15 protein-coding genes are annotated in these 21,328 nt (G+C 69.8%); 5 read left to right on the forward strand and 10 right to left on the reverse strand.

The genetic code is table 11. The features are described from left to right. Positions 1–8: 8 nt before the first annotated feature. Positions 9–1,913 (reverse strand): alkyl/aryl-sulfatase, encoded by a 1,905-nt coding sequence (locus ACWDOP_RS34540; RefSeq protein ID WP_456348426.1) that lies wholly within the window; start codon positions 1,911–1,913, stop codon positions 9–11. Positions 1,914–1,933: 20 nt separating this feature from the next. Beyond that, positions 1,934–3,775, reverse strand: a complete 1,842-nt coding sequence (locus ACWDOP_RS34545) for an alkyl/aryl-sulfatase (protein WP_456348458.1) — start codon at positions 3,773–3,775, stop codon at positions 1,934–1,936. A 498-nt stretch (positions 3,776–4,273) separates the two neighbouring features. Here ACWDOP_RS34545 and ACWDOP_RS34550 point away from each other — a divergent pair, with 498 nt between their 5' ends. After that, entirely contained in the window at positions 4,274–4,873 is a 600-nt protein-coding gene (locus tag ACWDOP_RS34550; RefSeq protein WP_456348427.1) for a TetR/AcrR family transcriptional regulator, read from the forward strand. 55 nt (positions 4,874–4,928) lie between these two features. On the opposite strand, the gene ACWDOP_RS34555 is transcribed toward ACWDOP_RS34550, so the two are convergent. The 4 genes from ACWDOP_RS34555 to ACWDOP_RS34570 form a co-directional block, all read right to left on the reverse strand. Then, the gene (locus ACWDOP_RS34555; RefSeq protein WP_456348428.1) at positions 4,929–6,398 is read right to left on the reverse strand and encodes an NAD-dependent succinate-semialdehyde dehydrogenase; all 1,470 of its coding nucleotides are present in this window, start codon (positions 6,396–6,398) and stop codon (positions 4,929–4,931) included. Further along, positions 6,395–6,520: a hypothetical protein gene (locus ACWDOP_RS34560; protein ID WP_456348429.1), complete on the reverse strand. Its 126-nt coding sequence runs from the start codon at positions 6,518–6,520 to the stop codon at positions 6,395–6,397. Before ACWDOP_RS34560 ends, ACWDOP_RS34555 begins: the two co-directional genes overlap by 4 nt. Before the next feature lie 251 nt (positions 6,521–6,771). Beyond that, entirely contained in the window at positions 6,772–7,899 is a 1,128-nt protein-coding gene (locus ACWDOP_RS34565) for an acyl-CoA dehydrogenase family protein (protein ID WP_456348430.1), read from the reverse strand. Positions 7,900–7,908: 9 nt separating this feature from the next. Then, the gene (locus ACWDOP_RS34570; RefSeq protein ID WP_454201316.1) at positions 7,909–9,072 is read right to left on the reverse strand and encodes an acyl-CoA dehydrogenase family protein; all 1,164 of its coding nucleotides are present in this window, start codon (positions 9,070–9,072) and stop codon (positions 7,909–7,911) included. A gap of 124 nt (positions 9,073–9,196) precedes the next feature. On the opposite strand from ACWDOP_RS34570, the gene ACWDOP_RS34575 reads away from it, so the two are divergent. Both ACWDOP_RS34575 and ACWDOP_RS34580 read left to right on the forward strand, forming a co-directional pair. Further along, positions 9,197–10,162: a patatin-like phospholipase family protein gene (locus tag ACWDOP_RS34575; protein ID WP_456348431.1), complete on the forward strand. Its 966-nt coding sequence runs from the start codon at positions 9,197–9,199 to the stop codon at positions 10,160–10,162. Next, positions 10,159–10,743 (forward strand): QsdR family transcriptional regulator, encoded by a 585-nt coding sequence (locus ACWDOP_RS34580; protein WP_454201318.1) that lies wholly within the window; start codon positions 10,159–10,161, stop codon positions 10,741–10,743. The genes ACWDOP_RS34575 and ACWDOP_RS34580 overlap by 4 nt, the downstream gene beginning before the upstream one ends. A 9-nt stretch (positions 10,744–10,752) precedes the next feature. On the opposite strand, the gene ACWDOP_RS34585 is transcribed toward ACWDOP_RS34580, so the two are convergent. Next, a complete protein-coding gene (locus ACWDOP_RS34585) occupies positions 10,753–11,409 on the reverse strand; it encodes a DUF3159 domain-containing protein (protein ID WP_456348432.1) in 657 nt (218 codons plus the stop codon). Between the two features lie 341 nt (positions 11,410–11,750). Here ACWDOP_RS34585 and ACWDOP_RS34590 point away from each other — a divergent pair, with 341 nt between their 5' ends. After that, positions 11,751–13,175: a DUF1254 domain-containing protein gene (locus ACWDOP_RS34590; protein WP_456348433.1), complete on the forward strand. Its 1,425-nt coding sequence runs from the start codon at positions 11,751–11,753 to the stop codon at positions 13,173–13,175. 5 nt (positions 13,176–13,180) lie between these two features. Here ACWDOP_RS34590 and ACWDOP_RS34595 read toward each other — a convergent pair whose 3' ends face one another. Next, the gene (locus tag ACWDOP_RS34595; protein ID WP_456348434.1) at positions 13,181–14,503 is read right to left on the reverse strand and encodes a serine hydrolase domain-containing protein; all 1,323 of its coding nucleotides are present in this window, start codon (positions 14,501–14,503) and stop codon (positions 13,181–13,183) included. A 614-nt stretch (positions 14,504–15,117) separates the two neighbouring features. Between ACWDOP_RS34595 and ACWDOP_RS34600 the strand changes: the two genes are divergently transcribed. Further along, positions 15,118–18,330 carry a LuxR C-terminal-related transcriptional regulator gene (locus ACWDOP_RS34600; protein WP_456348435.1) on the forward strand — a complete coding sequence of 1,071 codons (3,213 nt, stop codon included), beginning with the start codon at positions 15,118–15,120 and terminating at the stop codon, positions 18,328–18,330. Positions 18,331–18,465: 135 nt separating this feature from the next. On the opposite strand, the gene ACWDOP_RS34605 is transcribed toward ACWDOP_RS34600, so the two are convergent. Continuing rightward, entirely contained in the window at positions 18,466–19,875 is a 1,410-nt protein-coding gene (locus ACWDOP_RS34605; protein WP_456348436.1) for a DUF1254 domain-containing protein, read from the reverse strand. A 186-nt stretch (positions 19,876–20,061) separates the two neighbouring features. Further along, positions 20,062–21,294 carry a CHAT domain-containing protein gene (locus ACWDOP_RS34610; protein WP_456348459.1) on the reverse strand — a complete coding sequence of 411 codons (1,233 nt, stop codon included), beginning with the start codon at positions 21,292–21,294 and terminating at the stop codon, positions 20,062–20,064. Positions 21,295–21,328 lie beyond the last annotated feature (34 nt).

Here is a 21,328-nt window from a genome sequence, read left to right on the forward strand (position 1 = left end):
ACGAGGTCTCAGGGGGTCACGATCGCGAAGTTCGGATCCGGCTCGTCGAACAGGGCGGTGAGCTTCAGGAAGCTCTGGACGTCACCGTCGATGCTCAGCGCACCGGATGCGATGGCCTCCTGAATGTCCTGACCGGCCAGCAGCACACCGATCAGGGTCGCCCTGGTCAGGGTGAAGGTCACCTCGGGGGCGGGCAGCCCGCCGCCCTCGGGGAGGTCGTAGTGGATCAGGACGCCGTTGCGTAGTTCGAGCCGGTGCGTGCGGTCGAGATCGGTGAAACGCCAGTCGCTGACGGCCTTCTCGTTCCACGCCTTGACCCCGTCCAGGCGCAGGGAGATCGCGTCGAAGACCTGCTCGATGCTCAGTGCCGCCATCATGGTCGGCGCGTCGGTCGTCGTGGGCGTTCCGACGTTGCCGTTGCGCAGCTCGTAGGCGCCCATCAGGAACACGTTGCGCCAGGTCGCGTTCTCGGCGCCGAAGCCGAGCTGTTCGAAAGTACTGGCCTGCAACGCCTTCGCGGCCTCGTTCGAGGGGTCGGCGAAGATGACGTAGTTCAGCACCTGCGCGACCCAGCGGTAGTCGTTCTGGTCGTAGGCGGCCTGCGCCTTGGCCACCACGGCTTCGGGCCCGCCCATGAAGTCGACCATGCGCACGGCCTGCTCGACCGGCGGATGCTCCCACAGGTGCGCCGGATTGCCGTCGTACCAGCCCATGTAGCGCTGGTAGATGGCCTTGACGTTGTGACTCACCGACCCGTAGTAGCCGTGGGTGCTGTAGTCGCCGGCGACGGCGGGCGGCAGCTCGATCATCTCGGCGATCTCGGAGCCGACGTAGCCCTGGTTCAGCAGGCGCAGCGTCTGATCGTGCAGGTAGGCATACAGATCGCGCTGGATGGACATGTACTCCACCAGCCGATCGGTGCCCCAGGTCGGCCAGTGATGCGAGGCGAACACGACATCGGAGTCACGACCGAACATGTTGATCGACTCGGTCAGGTACTGCGACCACACGTGCGGATCGCGCACCAGCGCACCGCGCAGGGTGAGCAGGTTATGCAGTGTGTGCGTGGCGTTCTCGGCCATGCAGAGCGCGCGGTGATCCGGGAAGTAGAAGTTCATCTCCGAGGGCGCCTCGGTGCCCGGGGTGATCTGGAAGATCATCCGGACGCCGTCGACGGTCTCCTCCTGACCGGTGTGCGTCACATCCAGATTCGGGGCGATGAGGGTGACGGTGCCCAGCGACGGCGTCTGCCCGAGCCCGGAGCCCAGCCCGCCCTTCTCCCCGCGCGGCAGCACCGCGCCGTACATGTACGCCGCGCGCCGCGCCATAGCCGTTCCGGCGTAGACGTTCTCGGCGACGGCGTGCTCGAGGAATCCGGCGGGCGCGATGACCGGCACCTTGCGCTCGGCGACCTCCTCGACGCTGATGACACCCAGCGCGCCGCCGAAATGATCGACGTGCGAATGCGTGAAGATGAGCCCGGTCACCGGCTTGTCGCCGCGGTGCTCGCGATACAGCGCGAGCCCGGCGGCCGCGGTCTCGGCCGAGACCAGCGGATCGATCACGATCACCCCGGTGTCGCCCTCGATGATCGTCATCTGCGAAAGGTCCAGGCCGCGAATCTGATAGATCCCCGGCGTCACCTCGTACAGCCCCTGCCGGATGTTGAGCCCGGACTGCCGCCACAGGCTCGGATGCACGGAGGATGGGCAGGAACCGGTCAGGAAGCCGTAGGAATCGTTGTCCCACACGACTTTCCCGTCGGCGTTGTGCACGATGCCCGGTTCGAGCGCCGCGATGAAACCGCGGTCCGCGTCCTGCTGGTCCCGCGGGTCGGTCAGTCCGGGATCTTCGCCCGCCCGCCTGTTCTGCTCGACGATGAACGGGCTGGGATCGGAAATCGCACTGCTCACTGCTTGCCTCCTGTGGTGATTCACGGGGTGACGATGGCGAAATTGGGATCCGGTTTGTCGATGAAGCCCTTGAACTCGACCAGGACCGCGGGATTGCCGTCGATCGCGACGTCGCCCTTGGCGACCGCGGCCTTCATGTCCCCGCCCGCCATCATGTTCTGGATGAAGGCCCCGCGGGTGAGGGTGACGGTCGCGTCCGGGGCGGGCAGCCCGTCGTCCGGGCGGCGCTCGTAGTGCACGAGCACGCCGTTGCGCAGTTCGGCGCGGTGCACCCGGTCCTGCTGATCGCTGAACTTCCAGTCGGTCACGATGCGCGCGTCCCAGGCTTCGGGTCCGTTGATGAACAGCGAGATCGCGTCGAAGGCCTGATCCACCGTGAGCGCCGCCAGCAGGCCCTTGGAGTTGGCGGCGGTGGGCGTGCCGAAGGGGCCGTTGCGCAGCTCGTACGCGCCGGAGAGGTAGAAGTTGCGCCAGGTGGCGTTCTCCGAGCCGTAGCCGAGTTGCTCGTACACGCTCGCCTGCAGGTTCTTGGCCTTCTCGTTGCCGGCGTCGGCGAAGATCACGTAGTTCGCCAGCGTCGCGGCCCACCGGAAATCGGCTGCGTCATAGGCTTTCTGGGCCTTGCGCAGGGTCTCGTTCGCGCCGCCCATGGCATCGACGTGCCGCTGCGCGCTCTCGACCGGCGGGTGCTCCCACAGGTGCGCGGGATTGCCGTCGAACCAGCCCATGTACCGCTGGTAGATGGCCTTGACGTTGTGACTCACCGACCCGTAGTAACCGTGTGTGTACCAGGCCTTCTCGATGGTCGGGGGCACTTGCATGAGCTCGGCGATCTCGCTGCCGACGTAGCCCTGGTTGAGCATGCGCAGCGTCTGATCGTTGAGGTAGCCATACAGATCGCGTTGCAGCGACATGTATTCCACGATCTTGTCGGTGCCCCACACCGGCCAGTGGTGCGAGGAGAACACGACATCGGACTGCCGCGCGTAGAGGTTGATGGATTCGGTGAGGTACTTGGACCACACGTGCGGATCACGCACCAGCGCGCCGCGCAGGGTCAGGATGTTGTGCAGCGTGTGGGTCGCGTTCTCGGCCATGCAGAGATAGCGGCGGTCAGGGAAGTAGAGGTTCATCTCCGAGGGCGCCTCGGTGCCGGGGGTCAGCTGGAACACCATGCGCACCCCGTCGATCACCTGCTCCTGGCCGGTGGCGGTGATGTCGAGGGTCGGATCGATCAGGCTCACGGTGCCGATCGAGGTGGTCTGACCCAGGCCCGCGCCGATCTGGCCCTTCTCCCCGCGCGGCAGGGCCGCGCCGTACATGTAGGCCGCGCGCCGCGACATGGCGGTGCCCGCGTAGATGTTCTCCGCCACGGCGTGTTCCAGCAGTCCGGCGGGCGCGATGACCGGGCAGCGACCGGCCTCGACGTCCTCGCGGGTGGTCACCCCGAGCGAACCGCCGAAGTGATCGACGTGCGAGTGGGTGTAGATGAGCCCGGTGACCGGCCTGTCACCGCGATGCCGGCGGTAGAGCGCCAGCCCGGCCGCGGCGGTCTCGTTGGAGATGAGCGGATCGATGACGACGACGCCGGTGTCGCCCTCGATGATCGTCATGTTCGACAGGTCCAGCCCGCGAATCTGGTAGAAGCCGGGCGCGACCTCGTACAGGCCCTGTTTCACGGTGAGCTGGGACTGGCGCCACAGGCTCGGATTGGCCGAGGAGGGGCAGGTGCCCTGCAGAAACCCGTAGGAGTCGGTGTCCCAGATGACCTTTCCCTGCGCGTCCTTGATCACCCCGGGTCGCAGGGCCTCGACGAAGCCGCGGTCGGCGTCGGCGAAGTCGGTGGTGTCCGAGAAGGGCATGGTCTCGGCGACCTCGCGGTTGGCCGAGGCGATGGCGTCGGTCGGGTCGGTCTGGGTGGCGGAGGGGTTCACCTCGTCGTCGCCGGAACCGCAGCCGGTCAGCGCGCCGCCCACGCCCACCGCGGCCAGCGCCGCCGCGCCGACGCCGAACATGCCGCGCCGCGACACCCGCCCGCCGTGTTCCGGACCCTGATTGACCTGACCGCCGTCGACCACTTCGGTCTCCTTCTCCGGTTCGCGCGAACACTCGAACTCGGTCACAACCACCCAAGCAGCTGTTTGCCGAATATTCGCTACTTTCTCGATAACGATTGACGCGCGGGACATATCACCGCAGCTGGCCGGCAAATAGGCGATATCAATCGCCGAGTTCAGGCGTCTCGAAATTTGCCGCTTCCGCCACTGTACACACTATTGCAGTTAGACTGCAATAGTGACCACGTACTGCGGCCCCGACCCCGCCGACTACATCGGGCGCGGTTGTGATCGGATGACGGCATGAGCGAAGGCACGGCCGCGCGGCGGCGGCGCAATCCCGAACAGACCCGGGCGGCGATCGTGGAGGCCTTGCTCGCCGCCGTCAAGGACGGCACCTTCGCCCCGACCTCCAAGGACATCGCCGAGCGGGCGGGCGTCTCCGAGCGCAGCATCTTCGTGCACTTCCCGGGCCGCAACGATCTGCGCCTCGCCGCGGTCGAGACGCAATCGGAGTACGTGGAGTCGCTCATCGCGACCCCGGACCCGAGCCTGCCGCTGACCGAGCGCATCGACGCGGTGCTCCAGCGCGCCGAACTGATCTACGCCGCCCAGCGCAATCCCCGGCTGCTGGGCCTCCTGGAATCACACAACATCCCCGAGCTCGATGCCCGGATGCGCTTGACCGACAGTCGTATTCGCGACGCTCTGGGGGTGATGTTCGCCCCGGAACTCGACCGCGACGGGGTACGCGACGAGCAGCTGCTGGACCTGGTCGAGGCGTCGGTGGGCTGGGCGTACCGGCACCAGCTGATCGAACGGCGGGGCCTGACCCAGGCCGAAGCCTCGCGGGCGATCACCCGGGCGCTGCGAGCACTGTTCTCCGACAGCGCTTCTCGATGACTTCCGGATCGAGCGAGCCCGCACCCGGGCCCGCTCGATCAGTTACGCGGCGACCTCAGAGCGCGACACCGATGTACTTGACCTCGAGGTACTCCTCCAGACCCGCACTGCCGCCCTCGCGGCCCAATCCGGACGCCTTGACGCCGCCGAACGGCGCGGCCACCTCGGAGATGATGCCGGTGTTCACCCCGCACATGCCGGCCTGCAGACCCTCGGCGAATCGCAGTGTCTCGCCGAGGTTCTCACCGTAGACGTAGCCGACCAGACCGGCCTCGGTGTCGTTGGCGGCGGCCAGCGCCTGCGCGGTGGTGGCGAACGTGCGAATCGGCGCGAGGGGTCCGAAGATCTCCTCACGCCAGATCCGCGCGTCCGGATCGACGTCGGTCAGCACCGTGGGCGCGACGAAATACCCTGCGCCCGCGTCGATCTCGGCGCAGGTATGCACCTTCGCGCCGCGGTCGGCGGCGTCGCGCACCAGTCCGGTGACGCGGTCCACCGCGGCGCTGTCGATCAGCGGGCCGACCCGGGTGCCCGGTGCGAGACCGTCCCCCACGAGCAGCCGGGACAGCTCGGCCGCGAGGCGATCGCCGAATTCGGCGGCCAGCGATTCGTGCACCAGGAACCGATTCGCCGAGACGCAGGCCTGGCCGGTGTTGCGCATCTTCGCCGTCACCGCGCCCGCCACGGCCTTGTCCAGATCCGCGGATTCGAGCACGACGAAGGGCGCGTTGCCGCCGAGTTCCATCGAGGTGCGCAGCACTCGGCGCGAGGCCTGGGCCAGCAGCAGCCGCCCGACCACGGTGGAGCCGGTGAAGGTGAGCTTGCGCAGGCGCGGATCGGTGATGATCGGCGTGGACACCTCGGCGGCGTTGGAGGTCGTCACGCAGTTGACCACGCCCGCCGGCAGCCCGGCGTCCGCGAGCACCCGCATGAATTCCAGTGCGGTGAGCGGGGTCTGGGGCGCGGGCTTGAGCACGACGGTGCACCCGGCCGCCAGCGCGGGCGCGATCTTGCGGGTGGCCATGGCCAGCGGGAAGTTCCAGGGGGTGACCGCGTACACCGGGCCGACCGGCTGGCGGGTCACCACGATGCGCTGATCACCGGCCGGCGCGCGGAAGTAGTCGCCGCCGCCGCGCACGCCCTCTTCGGCGAACCAGCGCAGGAACTCCGCGCCGTAGGACACCTCGCCGCGCGCCTCGGCATACGGCTTGCCCATCTCCAGCGTGATCAGCGTCGCGATGCGGTCCGCCCGCTCGTGCAGCAGGTCGAAGGCGCGCATGAGCAGATCGGCCCGCGTGCGCGGATTCGTTGCCGCCCAGGACTCCTGCGCGGCGACCGCCGCGTCGAGCGCGGCCATGCCGGTGCCCGCGTCGGCGTCGGCCACCGCGGCGATCATCTCGCCGGTGGCCGGATTCTCCACCGGCATGAGCGTCGGGTCATCGGTCCAGTGGCCACCGATGAAATGACCAACGGGAAGGTCGGTGAGGGCATCGCCGATGCCCCGCGGGACGGTCGCGGTCGTCATCGAATCTCCTTGTCGCCGTGGTCGAAGACAATAACCTGCCGCACGGCCGAACCGTCGGCGAGCAGATCCATGGCCTCGTTGATCTGGGGCGGAGCGATGCGCGCGGGGATCAGCCTGTCCACCGGTCGACACCCCCGCCCGCCACATGTGTTCGTAGCGCGGGATATCCGGGATGGCACCGCGCATCCGAGCCGGCCGCCCACGATCGCGCGGGCCGCCGGGGCCGGGCTCGCGGTGGCCTGCCTCGGCCCGGACGCCCGGCTGATCACCGCCATCGGCGGCGACCCCGGCGGGCGCACCGTGTCCGGAACGGCAATCGGCCGCGTGGTGCCCGAGCGACGAGGGCGTCGGGCGCGGCCGATCGCCGCCCGCATCAGATTTCGACCATCTGGTGGTCGCCGACCAGACCGCCCAGGCGGCGCAGGTGATCGCCGGAGTCGCCGAGCGAATGCTCGATCGCGGTGAGCCGGGCGGTGTAGTGCCCGACCGGGTACTCCGCGGTCATGCCGATTCCGCCGTGCAGCTGAATCGATTCCTGGCCGATGTGCCGGGCCGACCGCCCGACCCGCAGTTTGGCGCGCGAGGCCACGACCGGATCGGCGACGCCGTCGGCCAGGGACATCGAGGCGTACATGCTCATGCCGCGCGCCAGCTCCAGCGAGACGTACATGTCCGCGGCCCGCTGGGTGAGCGTCTGGAACGAGCGCAGCGGCACCCCGAACTGCTTGCGGGTCTTGAGGTAGTCCGCGGTGAGCCGCAGCGATTCCTCCATCGCCCCGATCGCCTCCGCGCACAGCGCGGCCTGCGCGTGGGCGAAGGCGGACTCGATGACGTCGGTGACATCGGCGGCGGCGCCAAGCGATTCGGCCCGCGCGCCGTCGAACTCGATGTCCGCGCCGCGCTGCCCGTCGTGGGTGCGGTACGGGGTGCGCCGCACGCCCGCGCCGACCGGATCGACCAGGAACAGGCCGGTACCGCCCTCGGGCAGGGCCGCGCTGACGATCAGCAGCTCGGCGCAATCACCGTGCGGCACGGTGCTTTTGCGCCCGGCGATGGTCCAGCTCTCACCGTCGGCGACCACCCGGGTGGCGATCTCGCGCGACGGCCAGCGCACGCCCGGCTCGTTGTGCGCGAACGCCGCGCGCAGCGCGCCGTCGGCGATCTTGGGCAGCAGTTCCTTGCGCTGGGCGTCCGCGCCGATGTGCGAGATCAGCCCGCCGGGCAGCAGGGCGCAGTCGAGCAGCGGCTCGGGCGCCAGGCGGCGGCCGATCTCGGTGAATACCAGCATGGCCTCCAGCGGTCCCGCGCCCATGCCGCCGTCCTCCTCGGCGAAAGTCAGCCCGAGCAGGCCGATTTCGGCGAAGGTGCGCCACAGCTGCTGGTCCCAGCCGAGCTCGGTGCCGATGACCTCGGTGCGCCGCTCGGGGGTGTAGGCGCGGGCCAGCACGTCGCGCACGGTGTCGCGCAGCATTTCCTGTTCAGTGGTGAGATCGAAATCCATAGCGCTGCCTCACAATCCGAGAATGGTCGAGGCGATGATGGTGCGCTGCACCTCGTTCGAGCCTCCGTAGATCGATGTCTTGCGGTAGTTCAGGTAGGTGGCGGTGCTGCGGCGCGCCCAGTCCGGGGAATCGCCCTCGCGGGGCAGGGAATCGGGACCGGCGATGTCGACCAGGAGTTCGGTGACGGCCTGCTGGAGTTCGGTGCCGCGCAGTTTGAGGATCGAGGAGACCGGGTTGGGCTTGCCGTCGGCCGAGCCCGCCGCCACCCGCAACTGCACCAGTTCCAGTGCCAGCAGCTCGTTCTCGAGGTCGGCGATGCGGTTCGCGAAGATCGGATCGTCCAGCATGGTGCCCGCGCCGAGGCGGGTCTGGCGCGCGTATTCCTTGGCCAGCCACAGCCGGACCTTGTTCTGGCCGACGGCCGCGATGCCGGTGCGCTCGTTGCCGAGCAGGAACTTGGCGTAGGTCCAGCCCTGATTCTCCTCGCCCACCAGGTTTTCCACCGGGACGCGCACGTCCTCGAGGAAGACCTCGTTGACCTCGTGACAGCCGTCGATGAGCTCGATGGGCCGCACGGTCACGCCGGGGGTGTCCAGCGGGAACAGCAGCATGGAGATGCCGGCCTGCTTCTTGGGCGCGCCCGGATCGGTGCGCACCAGGCAGAAGATCCAGTCCGCGGACTGGGCGAGGGTGGTCCAGGTCTTCTGGCCGTTGACCACGTAGTGGTCGCCGTCGCGCACGGCGGTGGTGCGCAGTGAGGCCAGGTCCGACCCGGCCTCGGGCTCGGAAAAGCCCTGGCACCACCAGATGTCGAGATTGGCGGTCGCGGGCAGGAAGCGCTGCTTGAGCTCCTCCGAACCGAAGTGCGCGATGACCGGGCCGATCATGTTGGCGTTGAAGGTCAGCGGTTCGGGCACCGAGGCCAGCTGCAACTCGTCGTGCCAGATGTGCCGCTGCACGGGCGTCCAGTCGCGACCGCCCCAGGCCACCGGCCAGTTCGGGACCGCGAGTCCGTGCTGGTTCAGGATGCGCTGGGTGGTGACGATGTCGTCCCTGCTCAGCTCCTGCCCGTGCCGATTCCGGTTCCGGATATCGGCCGGGATTTCGCTCCGGAAGAACGCGCGCAGCTCGTCACGAAACGCGAGCTCGTCCTCGGTGAGCGCCAATTTCATGCCTTGACCTCCAGTTTCGTGGCCACCCGGCCGCGTCGAATGCGGCTGTCCGGGTGGACCCCGTCATCGACGGATACGATACACAGATAGTGCAATGTCTCAAATGGCCCCGAGAAGGAGAAGAATGCCGGACGACCAGCGGACCGCGTACGACGCCCTCGGCGTCGGTGAACTGATCGGCCATCGCCATCGCACGGGCAGCCTGCCCGGTCAGCGCGACGACCCGCATCGGCTCGCGCTGGTCATCGAGGGCGGCGCCTCGCGCGGCGCGTTCTCGCACGGCATGGCGATGGCGATCGAGGAGCTGGGCGTACTGGCGAGCTTCGACGCGGTGTACGGCGCCTCGGCGGGCGCGCTCAACGGGGCGTGGCTGCTGTGCGGGCGCGCCCGGGACTCCGAACGCGCCTGGGCGCCCGAGGTCATCGATCGCGTCATCTCACCGATCCGGGCACTGCGCGGCGGGCCGGTCGTGGACACCCGGTACCTGGTGCACACCGTGTACGAGCGCCTGGTGCCCATGGACTTTCCGGCCATCCTGGCCAATCCGATCACCTTCCACCCCATCGCGACCGACGCCGACACCGGCGCGGCGGTGGATCTGCATGGCGGACTGACGGATTCGCGCTCGATCCAGATCGCGCTGCGCGCGTCCACCTGCATGCCGATCCTGGCGGGCAAGCCGGTGCGCATCGGCGCGCGGCGCTACGTCGACGCGGGATTGTCCGAGGCGGTGCCGATTCGCACCGCGCTGGCCCAGGGCGCGACCCGGGTGCTGGTGCTGCGCACCCGGCGCGACAACGAGATCGCCCGCCCGCCATCGAATCTGGAGAACCGGGTCGTGGCCCGCTACCTGTCCCGGCGCGCGCCCGGCGCGGTGGGCCCGTGGCTCGGGCGGATGCAGCGGCAGCTGGCGGACGAGCGCGAGTTCGCCGATCACCCGGCGGTGCTGCAGATTCGGCCGCCGCGCGACGCCCCGGACATCAGCCGCACCGACCGCGGCGCGGAACTGCTGACCCGGGCGCTGACGCTGGGTCGCGAGGTCACCGCGCGTACCCTGGCCGACTATCTCGCACCTATGATTTCCACGTGACGCGCCCGGAGGGAACCCGATCGCCGGGGCGGCCGGCCTCGGCCAGCCGCGACGACGTCCTGCGCGCGGCCGCGGAGATGTTCGTGGCGGGCAAGCGGGTCGACGTCAACGCCGTCGCCGCCCGGCTCGGGGTGAGCCGGGCGAGCATCTACCGCTGGTTCGGATCGCGGGACGGCCTGCTCGGCGCGGTGATCGTCCACCAGCTCGAGCGCATGGTGGCGCACGTCGAACGCCGCACGAGCAGTACCGGTTCGGCCCGGCTGAACGAGATTCTCGATCGCACCGTGCAGTGGCTCGTCGATCACGATTCGTTGCGCACGTACTTCGACAACGAGTCGACCGCGGCGCTGCGCCTGATCACCCGCAGTGACGGGCCGGTGCACGAACCGGTGGTGGCGATCGTCTCCGGGCTCATCGCGCGGGCCCAGGAACAGGGCTATCGGCCGCCGCTGGACCGGGACACGCTGGCGTACGCGCTGGTCCGGCTGTGGGAGGCGTTCCTGTACAACGATGCCGTGGCGGGGTTCCGGGGTGATGTGGAACGACTGCGCCAGGTGCAGGCGGCGCTGCTGCGCACCTGACCACGTGGGCTACGAAACCCGTTCCGGCACAGGCATGTCCATCGATTCGGCCCGCAGCGACCGCCGCACCCACAGCCAGGTGACGGCGAGCATGACCACCAGCGCGGGTTTGCCCAGCATCAGCGCGACCGAGCCGAGCAGCACCACCTTGTTCGCCGCGTAGAGCGGGACCATGATCGCCAGGTGGACGGCCCAGAAGGCGAACCACGCGGCGGTTACCCTGCGGTGCAGGAAAAGTCGCGCGCCGGGGTCGGCGTGCTCGGCCGGTTCCAATCCGATCCGGCGGCAGGCCCATCGGCTGAGCGGGCGGCCGGTCAGCAGCGTGAGGCCGAACGCGGCCGAAAAGACCAGGCAGATCAGCAGATCCGGCAGATAGAAGCCGCGCCCCTCGCCGGTGATGCCGACGAACAGCGAGAAGACCACCACCGTCAGCAGCGAGATCACCACGACCTTCACCGAGTCCCCGCGCAGCAGGCGATACAGCCCGATGAACGCGGCCGTCGCGAGCGCGATGAGCACGCCGCTCCTGGCGTCGGCGAACGAATAGCCCAGGAGGAAGCCGAGGGCGGGTGCGGCCCCGTCGAGCAGGTGGCCGGGGCCGCCCAGCGCCCGGAACTTGCCCCACATCTCGGCCGCTCCCGACCGGGAATCGGTGTCGGTTGGCATCGCGCACCCCTTTTACATCGAGCCCCAGGACTGCATCAGATAGGTGATATTGGCCAGTACACCGGTGACGGTGCTCGCGAGATCGAGGGTGGCCGAGCCGAGGTTGATGATCGGGAAGTTCATGTGTGGCTACTTTCGATTCGGAATCACTATTGCAGTCTCACTGTAATAAGCGGGCGACGCCGATCCAAGGCAATCCGCGGCGATATGACCGGGTTGGCAGAACAGCACATCCGTGGCCCGGGTCACAGCCGCGACGCACACCGAGCAGATGACCGCCATCTAGCAAACATCTAGCTAAGCTCCGACCGGGGGGATCTCGCGGATCGAAGGAGTACGACGTGCAGGATCCGAACACGACCGGACTGTCCCGCCGGCACCTCCTGGGCCTGGGCGCGGTGGCGCTCGCGGGCCTGGGACTCACCGCCTGCGGCTCCGGCGACGACTCCGGCGACTCGGGCGCCACGAGCACCACGGTCTCGAACGACCCCGCGAACGTCGCGGCCGACGCCTACACCTTCGGATACCCCCTGGTCCTGATGGACGCCACGCGGGCGGCCTCGGGCGCACCCAACCAGTTCATGAACGCCGAGGCGCTGCCCACCCCGGCCGACCGCTTCGTGGTGCGGCTCAACCTCGACACCCTGTACTCCCAGGCCTGGCTCGACCTGCGCCCCGAACCACTCGTATTGCAGGTCCCCGCAATGGAATCCGGACGGTACTGGCTCATGCAGGTGCTCGACGCGTGGACCAACACCGCGCACAATCCCAGCAGCGTGCGGCCGCGGACCGAGGACGGGGCGCAGACGCCGCCGTACACCTACCTGCTGTCCGGACCGCAGTGGAGCGGGCAGACACCCGAGGGCATGACGCCGCTCGCCATGCCCACCGATATGGCCTGGGTGATCGGCCGGATCCAGGTCAACGGCCCGGAGGACGTGCCGAATGTGCTTGCCCTGCAGGCCGGTTTGAAGCTGGTGCCGCTCAGCGCCTGGCTGGCCGGGCAGACCGACTCGCCCGGCCGTCCCTTCTCGATCGATCCGGCCGCCACCCCGCCGCCGGCCCAGGTCGCGGCCATGGACGGACCCGCCTTCTTCGACAAACTCTGCGCGCTGATGGTCGCCAATCCCCCGGCCGCCGCGGACGCGCCCGCGATGGAGCGGTTCGCCGAGATCGGTGTGAAGCCCGGCGCCACGGTCGATTCGACGTCGGCGGACATGCTGAACCAGGGCGTGACACAGGCCAAGGCCGCCATTCCGGCCTACCGCGACCCGAAGGCCGAGCTGGTGAACGGCTGGAGTTACAGCACCGATCTCGGCACGTACGGAACCGATTACGCGCTGCGGGCCCGCACGGCGGTGCAGGCGCTCGGCGCGAATCTGGCCGAGGACGCCATCTACCCCAGCGTGGCCGGTGAGGCCGACGACAACGGTGTTCCACTGCGCTACCGGCTGCGGTTCGCCGCCGATCAGCTGCCGCCCGTGGACGCCTTCTGGTCGATCACCGCGTACGACGGGGACAGCTACCTGGTACCCAATGCCGCGCAGATCTATTCGATCGGGCACGACATCCCGGTGGTCGCCGGGCCCGACGGCACGGTGGAGCTCGCCGTCCAGAGCGAGGATCCGGGTCCGGATGTGCCGCAGGGCAATTGGCTGCCCATCCCGGCGACCGGAAAGTTCTCGCTGAGCATGCGCCTGTACGCCCCGAAGTCACCCGCGCTGGAGGGCGGCTGGCAGCCGCCCGCGCTCACGCCGGTGAGCTGACGGCGCTACCGGATGCCCGGGGTGGCCGGATCGGCGCCGAAGCAGCCGACGATGTAGCAGCCCGGCGGCCACCCCGACACCGGCGGGGCGAGCGGTTTGTCCAGGCACGTCAGGAAGCCGCAGTCCGGATACGCCATGCGGCCCAGGCCGAGTGCGGCGAGGGTGGCCTCGGGATTGGAGATCTGCGGATCGGCCAGGCTGACGTCGGGCACCGGACGGTACGGGCCCGGGTCGGCCAGCACCGGATCACGGAACGCGGCGTCGAGCGCGCGCATGGCATCGTGCGGGAAGCTCACCGCGCTGCCCGGGATGGTGATGCCGGTCCAGCTCAGCAGCAGGCCCAGGCTCGGGACGATGTTGTTGTCCTGGCGCATCATTCCCGACATCTGCACGGCGTCGGCGGGCAGACCGGGGAAGATCGACGCGCAGCCCGGGCCGTTGACCACGAACAGGTAGCCGTAGCAGTCGTTGGTGCCCGCCGGGGTGGTCGCCTCGTCCAGGTAGGCCCGGGAAATCACCTGCGTGCCCGCCCAATCGCCGCGATTGGCTACCAGCAGGCCGAGTTTGACGAAATCGGCCGGGGGCATGACCAGGTGCGCGTACCCGTAGGTGTGGCCGCTGCGATCGCGGGCCCAGTAGTAGTCACCGCGGGCTATCCCCAAGGGGTCGAACAGTTCTCGCTGGGCGAAGCTCTGGAAGTCCTCGCCCACCGCCTGCTGCACCACATAGGTGAGCAGGTCCACCGCGCGCTGGCTGTACTGCCATTTCGTGCCCTGCGGGGCGACGATCGGCATCGCCAGCGCCTGCGCCACGACGTTCGGATCCAGTTGCACCAGACCGGTGATGCCCTCCGAGGCGACGGCGACCTCCATGCCGGAGGATTCGGTCAGCAGGCTGCGCACGGTGATGGCTCGATGCTCGGCGTCACCGAGCCCGGGCGGCAGGTACCGGTCGATGGGATCGGTGACCCGCAGGAGTCCGGCGTCGACGGCGATGCCGGCCACCATGGACACCACGCTCTTGGTGCTGCTCCACAGGTTCCACGGCATGTTCTCGGCCTGCGCGTTGGTGGGGCCCGCCGCCACCAGGCAGTTGTTCCGATAGATCGAGACCGTGAAGCGGGTCGGGTCGGCGACGAAATCCAGCGCGCGGTCCAGTGCGGCCGAATCCAGCCCGACCTCCTCGGGGGCGGCGGTTTCCGGCGTTCGCCCGGAAGTGACCGAACACTGCCGTAGTTGGCCCGGGTCGGCCTGCGTCGCGGGTACACCGGCGAAGAGCGTCGCCGCCGTCATCACCGCCACCGCCAGGGCCGTCATCGTTCGCCGCACACCGTCTCCTCTGCCCGAAGTTCCCTTCGTTCAGATCGGAAACGACCAGTCGCCGTTATCTTTTCGTGACCCCCGACTTCTCGGGGCGGTGGTTCTCGGGGCGGTGAACTTCCGGGCACGACACGCCGATCGGGAAATTCACCCCGAACCCGGTGGGTCGCACCGGGCCCGGGGGGATCGGGGGGCGCCGAGGCATGCTCACCCGCGCGGGCTCGAGCGATGCCGTCGGCTCCGGGTGGGCTCCGACGATACTGTCCGCCCCCATGGTGTCGGCAATGCCGCTCCCGCGCAGCAAATCCGCCAAGGAAGGCGCGACACGCGCGTGTCCTGCCCGAGCGTCGCGCGATGTCGCGGTTCGACTGTGCCGCAGGACGGGCCGGAGGCGCTTCACCCGCCAGGGATGGTTTCGTGAGCGGGCGGCCGTGATTGCCCGGTCGGGCATACGTCCAGATCGAACCCCCATCCGGTAACTTGAGATTGCTAGAAAGTTGCTTCGCGCATGTCCGGCGGCCAGGGAGGCTTGGGTGACCTCAACCGAGCGGGTGGATCCGCACCCGAGGACGGCGCAGCACCCACGTCTCGGCTCGGAAAGACCGGCTCCGAGCACGCATCCCGTGGTTCGGACCGCCGCGCTGGATCTGCTCGCCGCGGCACTCGGCCAATCCCACGCCACGGTGCTGATCATCAGCGCACCGGCGGGCACGGGAAAGAGCGTCGTCCTGGCCGACTGGCTCGACCGGGAGGCCCGCGCCCGCGGGGATGACCTGGTGACCGGCTGGATCACCGCCCACGACGGCCTCGACTCCGCGACGGCGCTGTTCGCGGCCGCGCACGACGCGCTCGGGCCGAAAACGGCGCTCCCGGACGCGCTGTCGGCGCTGTCCGGCGACGCGCCCGGCAGTCGGCGACCTCGGGCCGACACACCCGCGTGCGAGGTTCCACACCGCACCGCGCCCCAGCGACGGCACGCGGCCCGATCACATGCCGTGCCGCCGGCCGGCAACCCGGCCACCGCACCCGAACTCGCCGATCTGCTCGCGAGCCTCGCACCGGCCCGGCCGACGGTGCTGGTGATCGACGACGCCCACCGCCTCACCGCGCCGGAAGCGCTCGCCGGGCTGGAAAGCCTGCTGTCCCAAGCTCCCTCGCATCTCACCGTGGTGATCGCGGCCCGGCGGGCGCCGGCGCTGGGCTGGCACCGGCTGGACCTGCTCGGCCGAATCGTGCGCGTGGGCGCCCGCGAACTCGCCCTGAACAGCGCCCGGGCACGGGAGGTCTGCGCCCAGCACGGCTATACCCCGGACGCGGCGGCCCTGCGCGCGATCATGTCCCTGACCCTGGGCTGGGCCGCACTGGTCCGGCTGGCCGCCGCGCACCTCGCGGGGCACGACGGCCCGCCGCGGGCCGCGCTCACCGCCCTGGCGCGCCCCGCCCGCGCCGTCTCGGACTTCCTGGGCGCGGAGGTCCTGTCCGACATGTCCCCCGGGACAACGGCTTTCCTGACCCGCACCTGCCTCCCCGAAGCCTGCACCGAGGACCTGGCCGCCGCCCTGGCCGGCCCCGACGCGGCCCACCACCTGGCGCTCCTGGAAGCCGCCGGGTTCCCCCTCACCCGCGAGGTGCGCGGCGACCGGATCTGGCTCGAACACCACCCCCTGGTCCGCGCCCACCTGCTCGCCGAGGCCCGCCGAACCCACCCCGCCCTCCTGCCGGACCTACACGACCGAGCCGCGACCTGGCTACTGGCCGCCGCCGAACCCCTCCGGGCTCTCCCCCACCTGATAGCCGCCCGGAACGACACCGCCCTACGAGCCTTCCTACGCGACAATGCCTTCGCTCTGGTCCTCGACGGCGAAGGCGATCCCCTCCTGCACGCCCTCGACGCGGCCTCCCCCGCCGTCACCGACGACAGCTTCGTCTGGCTCCTACGCGCCGTCCACGCCCGGTCCCGAGGCGAAATGACCGAGGCCGCAGCGTATTCGGCCCTGGTCCGCGCCCGCCCCGACGCCCCCTCCCTGGCCCCCACCCCCTGGCTGCGCTCCTTGACCCGGGCCGTAACCCTCGACGCCGACCAGGATGCTGCGGCAGGCGGCGACGGAGATCATGAGCTCGGCATGGACGAACCGCCCACCGAGACAGGGCAACCCGACATCGACTGCTATCTCGCCCTGCAACTCGCGGTCTCGCGGGCCCTGCGTGGCGACCTCGCCGACAGTGAACGCGCGCTGCGGCACTGCCTGGCCCTGGCATCCCGCCGCGGCCGCCATCGCGTCGCGCTGCGTGCGACGGGCCTGCTGGCCCTGACTGCGGGTCTCGACGGCGCGATCACCATGATGCGCGACCGTGCCGACGAGGCGCGCGCCGCGGCCGCCCGCCACGCGCTCACGCATACCTCATACGCGAGCCACGCGGCCGCCCTCGCCGCACTGGCCTGCCACTGGCAGGGCACGACACCCGACAACCCCGTCGCATACGCGGGCACGTCCGCCCTCCGAAGTCGCGAAATGCCTTGCTGCCCCTTTGATCCCACCGAGATGCGGCATACCGACTCACGGCCGCTCACTGCATCTCCGACCGGCGCCCCCGCGCGGCACAATGCGGCGCAGGGCTCAGGCACACCGTGGGCCGGCGCCGCGACACCTGATCGCACCGCCGATGTTCAACAGAGCCGCGGGCGACAGCGTTGCACGGCCGCAGGGCATGTCGACAGGGCAGCGGGCGTCGATTTCCCACGCGGGGACGGTGACGAGCATGCTGCGGCGACCCGACTCCATACAGCGGCCCGGTACGGCTACGGGGACATCTGCGCGTGTGAAGACCTCTTGCTCGCGGCTTCTCCGAGCGGCGACCCGGCGCAGCGCGGCTGCTGTGGCAGCGATCCGGCACCTACTCCCGCCACCGGCGACCGGCAGAAGTGCGGGCGGCGCAACTGCACCGACGCACGGCATGCCATCAGAGCGCGGGAAGTTGCGTCCGTATTCGACGACGCGTGTCATTCCGAAGCCCGGCCGTATGCGGCGGCGCTGGGTGGCGGGGGCGAGGAGTGGGGTGACAGCGTCACACGGGTCATCGGGTGGTTGGTGGCTTTTCACGCGCCGGACGCGGTGCGGTTCCCGGCGGCGAACGGGCTGCGGGACAGTCTTTCCCGGTTGTTGCGAAGTGAGGGCGCTGCGGGCGGCGGGCCACTGCTACCGGCGGCGGTGTGGGCGCTGCTGGGGGTCAACGAGGCGGGGCTCGCGCAGGAGCTGGTCGAGGTGGGGGCGGGGGCGCTGGGTGAGTCGGCGGACGTCGTCGTCGCGCGGGCCTGTATCGCGGAGGTCGGGAACCGGTCGAAATCTACTCGGGCGCTGCTCGTTTCGGTGCTGGACTCCGTGGCGGGCGTGCATCCGGTCACCGAGGTGACCGCGTGGCTGCTCGACGCCAGTGCGGCCGAACGACTCGGACATGGGCGGCGGGTGCGGCCCAGCCTCGAGCGGGCACTGCGGCGCGGGGCGGACGAGGGGATCATCCGGCCTTTCCTGGATGTGCCAGGGGTGTTGGCGATGCTCGACGAATACACCGGAAGGTTCGGGCGCTTGGACGCTTTCGCGGATCGGGTGCGGGCGCATCCGGCGGCCGCGCGGGCCCAGCGCGGGCCCGCGCTGACCAAGACCGAGCTGGCGGTGCTGCGGCTGCTGCCCTCGGGGCGGACCGCGCAGGAGATGTCCGAGGATCTCGGGGTGTCGGTCAACACCGTCAAGACACACCTGCGGGGCATCTACGGCAAGCTGGGCACCAACACCCGGGGCGGCACCCTGGATCGCGCGCGATACCACGGAATCATCTAGCGGCCCAACGACACTCGAACCGCAGTTGCGCGATCGGACGCGCATCCCCGGGACCGCCACAACGTCACCGACCTCGCGGACGCACCGCGTCCCCCGGTGCGATCGAGCCACCGGGGGACGCGGATGCGAGAGAACCTAGGACCCGGCCTTCAGCGCCGGCGGCTGCCAGCTGCCGTCGATCACGCTCTGTTCCGGCGCGTACAACCGCATGGTCAGCGAGAACTTGCCGGATTCCGGTATGGGCAGCCAGTTTCCGGCGGGCACGCCCGAACCCGGGTCGGCGTTCTGCACCATGATGTCCACCGAACCGTCGGGGTTCGCGGTCACCGGTATCTGATGGCCCACCGAGTAGATGTTCGCCGGGTTGGCGACCAGGAAGCTGTCCGCGTCGTAGGCGGTGATCGACCAGAAAGCCTTGGCGGGCGGCAGTTTCCCGGCCTCGAAGTGCAGCGTGTACTTCCCAGTGGCACCGCCACCCGCGGGCTCGACGAAAATCGTCGGGTACAGCGCGTCCTTGGGCAGATTCGCGCCGAGCCCCAGCATGGCGACATTGGCGCGTAGCGCGTAATTGGTGCCGTAGGTACCGACATCGGTGCCGAATACCCAGCCGTTCTCGTTCTTACGGTCCGGATCGGTATACGCGGTAATGGTTTTCATGCCCTGCTGCGCTCCCTCGTTGAGCACGGCGGGCGTGGTCTTGTCGGTGTTGCCGCCGGGAGCCACGCCGATCTTCGCGAACCGCTCCATCGCGGAGGCATCCGCGTCGGCGGGCGGATTGGTCGTCATGAGCTCGTTCAGCGTCGCAAAGAACTGCGGCGCGAACATCTCCGCGAACTCCTGCGATGGATTCTTCGACTTGTCGCTCGGCCGTCCCGGGGGCAGATTCTCCTGATCGCCGGCCACCCACCGGCTCAGCGGGACCAGCTTCATCTGCGATTGAATCGCCTGTACCGCCGCCACATCGGACTCACCGTTCACCTGCACCCGGCCCAGCAGCCAAGCCATGTCGGTGGGCATCTTCAACTCGGTGACGTCCTCGGGCAGCGTGCCCTTGAAGCCGGGACCGGTAATGGCGTAGGTGAACGGCCCGGTCTTCGCACCCGAGCGCAGCTGCGGATCGATGCTGCCCGGATCGTGCCGGGTATTGGTCCAGGCGTCGAGGATCTGCATGAGCCAGTACCGATCCCCGTCCATCTCGGGCACCTGCAGAATCATGGGTTCGGCCTGCAGATCCAGCCACGCCTGCGAGTACAGGGTGTCCAGATTCAGGCGAACGACCTGCCGATTGTCCGGCGTGGGCAGGGAATCGGCGTGGTCGAAGCGATTCGACTCGGCGGCCGCGGCGCGGGTGGCGTCCATGAGCACCAGCGGATACCCGAAGACGTAGGCGTCGGCGGCGATCGCCGCCGGATCGTCGGCGGACGCGCTGCTCGAGGTCGCCGAATCCGAGTCCGAGGAATCTCCGCCGCAGGCCGCTACGGCCAGCCCCGCCACGGCGATGGACAGTCCGACGGCGGCGGCCCGCACCAGCGGGCGACGCGCCATGACCCCAAACCTGTGCATACCCATGTGGTCCCCTGTCTCACCGCGGCCGGTGCAGCATCGGATCGGGCACGTGTCGTTATCGACTCGTCCGCAACCGGCGACCACCGGGCACGGACTCCCCACGCTGCCCGATCCACGCCCGCGAGACCTCACACCTCAGGGGTGAACTTCGGCCGCGCGACGCGCTCAGCGGGCGTCGATCGTGGCGAAGGCCGCCCAGATCAGCGGCGAGTTCTCGATCGCGCCGGTCGCGCGCCAGGCGGCCAGGCGGGTCCGCTGCCAGTCGTTGAGCGCCCGTACCGGATCGACCCCCTCGTGGGCCGCGTCGATGGCGCACACGGCATCCTGCAGGGGACGGCTGGTGGCGGGCGCGCCGCCCAGTCGCTGGAAGGCGAGATCGGTGGGCAGCGGCCAGCGGCCCGCGGTGACGAGTTCGGCGCCGCCGGTGAGCATCGCGGCCACCAGGCCCAGCGCCTCGCCGAAGCGCAAGTCCCCGCCGCTCTCGCAGGCGATGAGGGCCACCCGGCTCGGAATGGGCCAGAGCTGTGGTCCGCTGCGCGGATCGTCGGCCAGGGTGTGGGTGCCCAGCAGCAGATCGCGCGCGGAGAGCGGGCGGTGATCGCGTTCGGCCGGGGCGAAACCCAGGGTGTCCGCGGTGCAGGCCAGATGCAGGGTGGCCGACTCGCTGCGCCCGGATTCGGGCGCGGCGGCGGTCACGTGGCCGACGTAGAGCAGGCGGGAGGCACCGGTGCGCAACACCTCCCCGAGCCAGTCCCGATCCAGATCGGTCCGCCGGAACGCCTCGAGCGGGTCGCCGACCCGGGGCACCAAACGGTCCCGCGCGGCGTGACTCGCGACGAGTTCGGCCAGCGGAGCGCCCGCCTCCATCCGGCCCAGCACCGAGCCCAGCACCGAATCGGCCCGGAATCCGGGCACGCGCGGGTCGAGCACCGCCACCACCGGCAGCTCCCGCGCACTCTCCCATGTCCGCCCGATCCGGGCGGGCGCCTGCACGATTCCCGCCGGGGCCAGCAGGCTCACGTCGGCGATCTCCACCAGCCGCAGTCCCGCGTCCGGCGCGATCAGCTCCCACGGGATCTGCGCCACCCGCGGCGACGGCTGGATCCGCAGCAGCGGCCGCACCCCCGCGACGTGCAGCTCGTACAGCTGCACCGCGAGCTGATACGGCAGGAAGGTCGCCGAAAGCAGCTGCGCCAGCTCATCTTCCGCCGCAAGGTCCGCCAGTTCACCGGTGCTCAAGACCTTTTCGAGCCCACCCGCTTCCCCCGGCGCGGGCAGCGCGGCCGCGAACCGCCCGACCGCCGCCTCCACCTGCTCCCGGGGCACGACTCCGATACCCGCGGCGGCCGGATGATCCACCCACCGCCAGGTGATGAACAGCTCCCCCGCGTCGGCCATCCGCACCAGTGCCGTCGGCTGCCCGCTCACGGCC

The sequence above is a fragment of the Nocardia sp. NPDC003693 genome (genome assembly GCF_053981095.1).

Excerpts from the sequence above, each read along its gene's own strand:
- ACWDOP_RS34555 (WP_456348428.1), bottom strand. The coding sequence starts at position 6,398 with ATGACGACCGCGACCGTCCCGCGGGGCATCGGCGATGCCCTCACCGAC.
- ACWDOP_RS34545 (WP_456348458.1), bottom strand. The coding sequence starts at position 3,775 with ATGCCCTTCTCGGACACCACCGACTTCGCCGACGCCGACCGCGGCTTC.
- ACWDOP_RS34575 (WP_456348431.1), top strand. The coding sequence starts at position 9,197 with ATGCCGGACGACCAGCGGACCGCGTACGACGCCCTCGGCGTCGGTGAA.
- ACWDOP_RS34565 (WP_456348430.1), bottom strand. The coding sequence starts at position 7,899 with ATGGATTTCGATCTCACCACTGAACAGGAAATGCTGCGCGACACCGTG.
- ACWDOP_RS34605 (WP_456348436.1), bottom strand. The coding sequence starts at position 19,875 with ATGGCGCGTCGCCCGCTGGTGCGGGCCGCCGCCGTCGGACTGTCCATC.
- ACWDOP_RS34585 (WP_456348432.1), bottom strand. The coding sequence starts at position 11,409 with ATGCCAACCGACACCGATTCCCGGTCGGGAGCGGCCGAGATGTGGGGC.
- ACWDOP_RS34570 (WP_454201316.1), bottom strand. The coding sequence starts at position 9,072 with ATGAAATTGGCGCTCACCGAGGACGAGCTCGCGTTTCGTGACGAGCTG.
- ACWDOP_RS34610 (WP_456348459.1), bottom strand. The coding sequence starts at position 21,294 with ATGGCCGACGCGGGGGAGCTGTTCATCACCTGGCGGTGGGTGGATCAT.
- ACWDOP_RS34550 (WP_456348427.1), top strand. The coding sequence starts at position 4,274 with ATGAGCGAAGGCACGGCCGCGCGGCGGCGGCGCAATCCCGAACAGACC.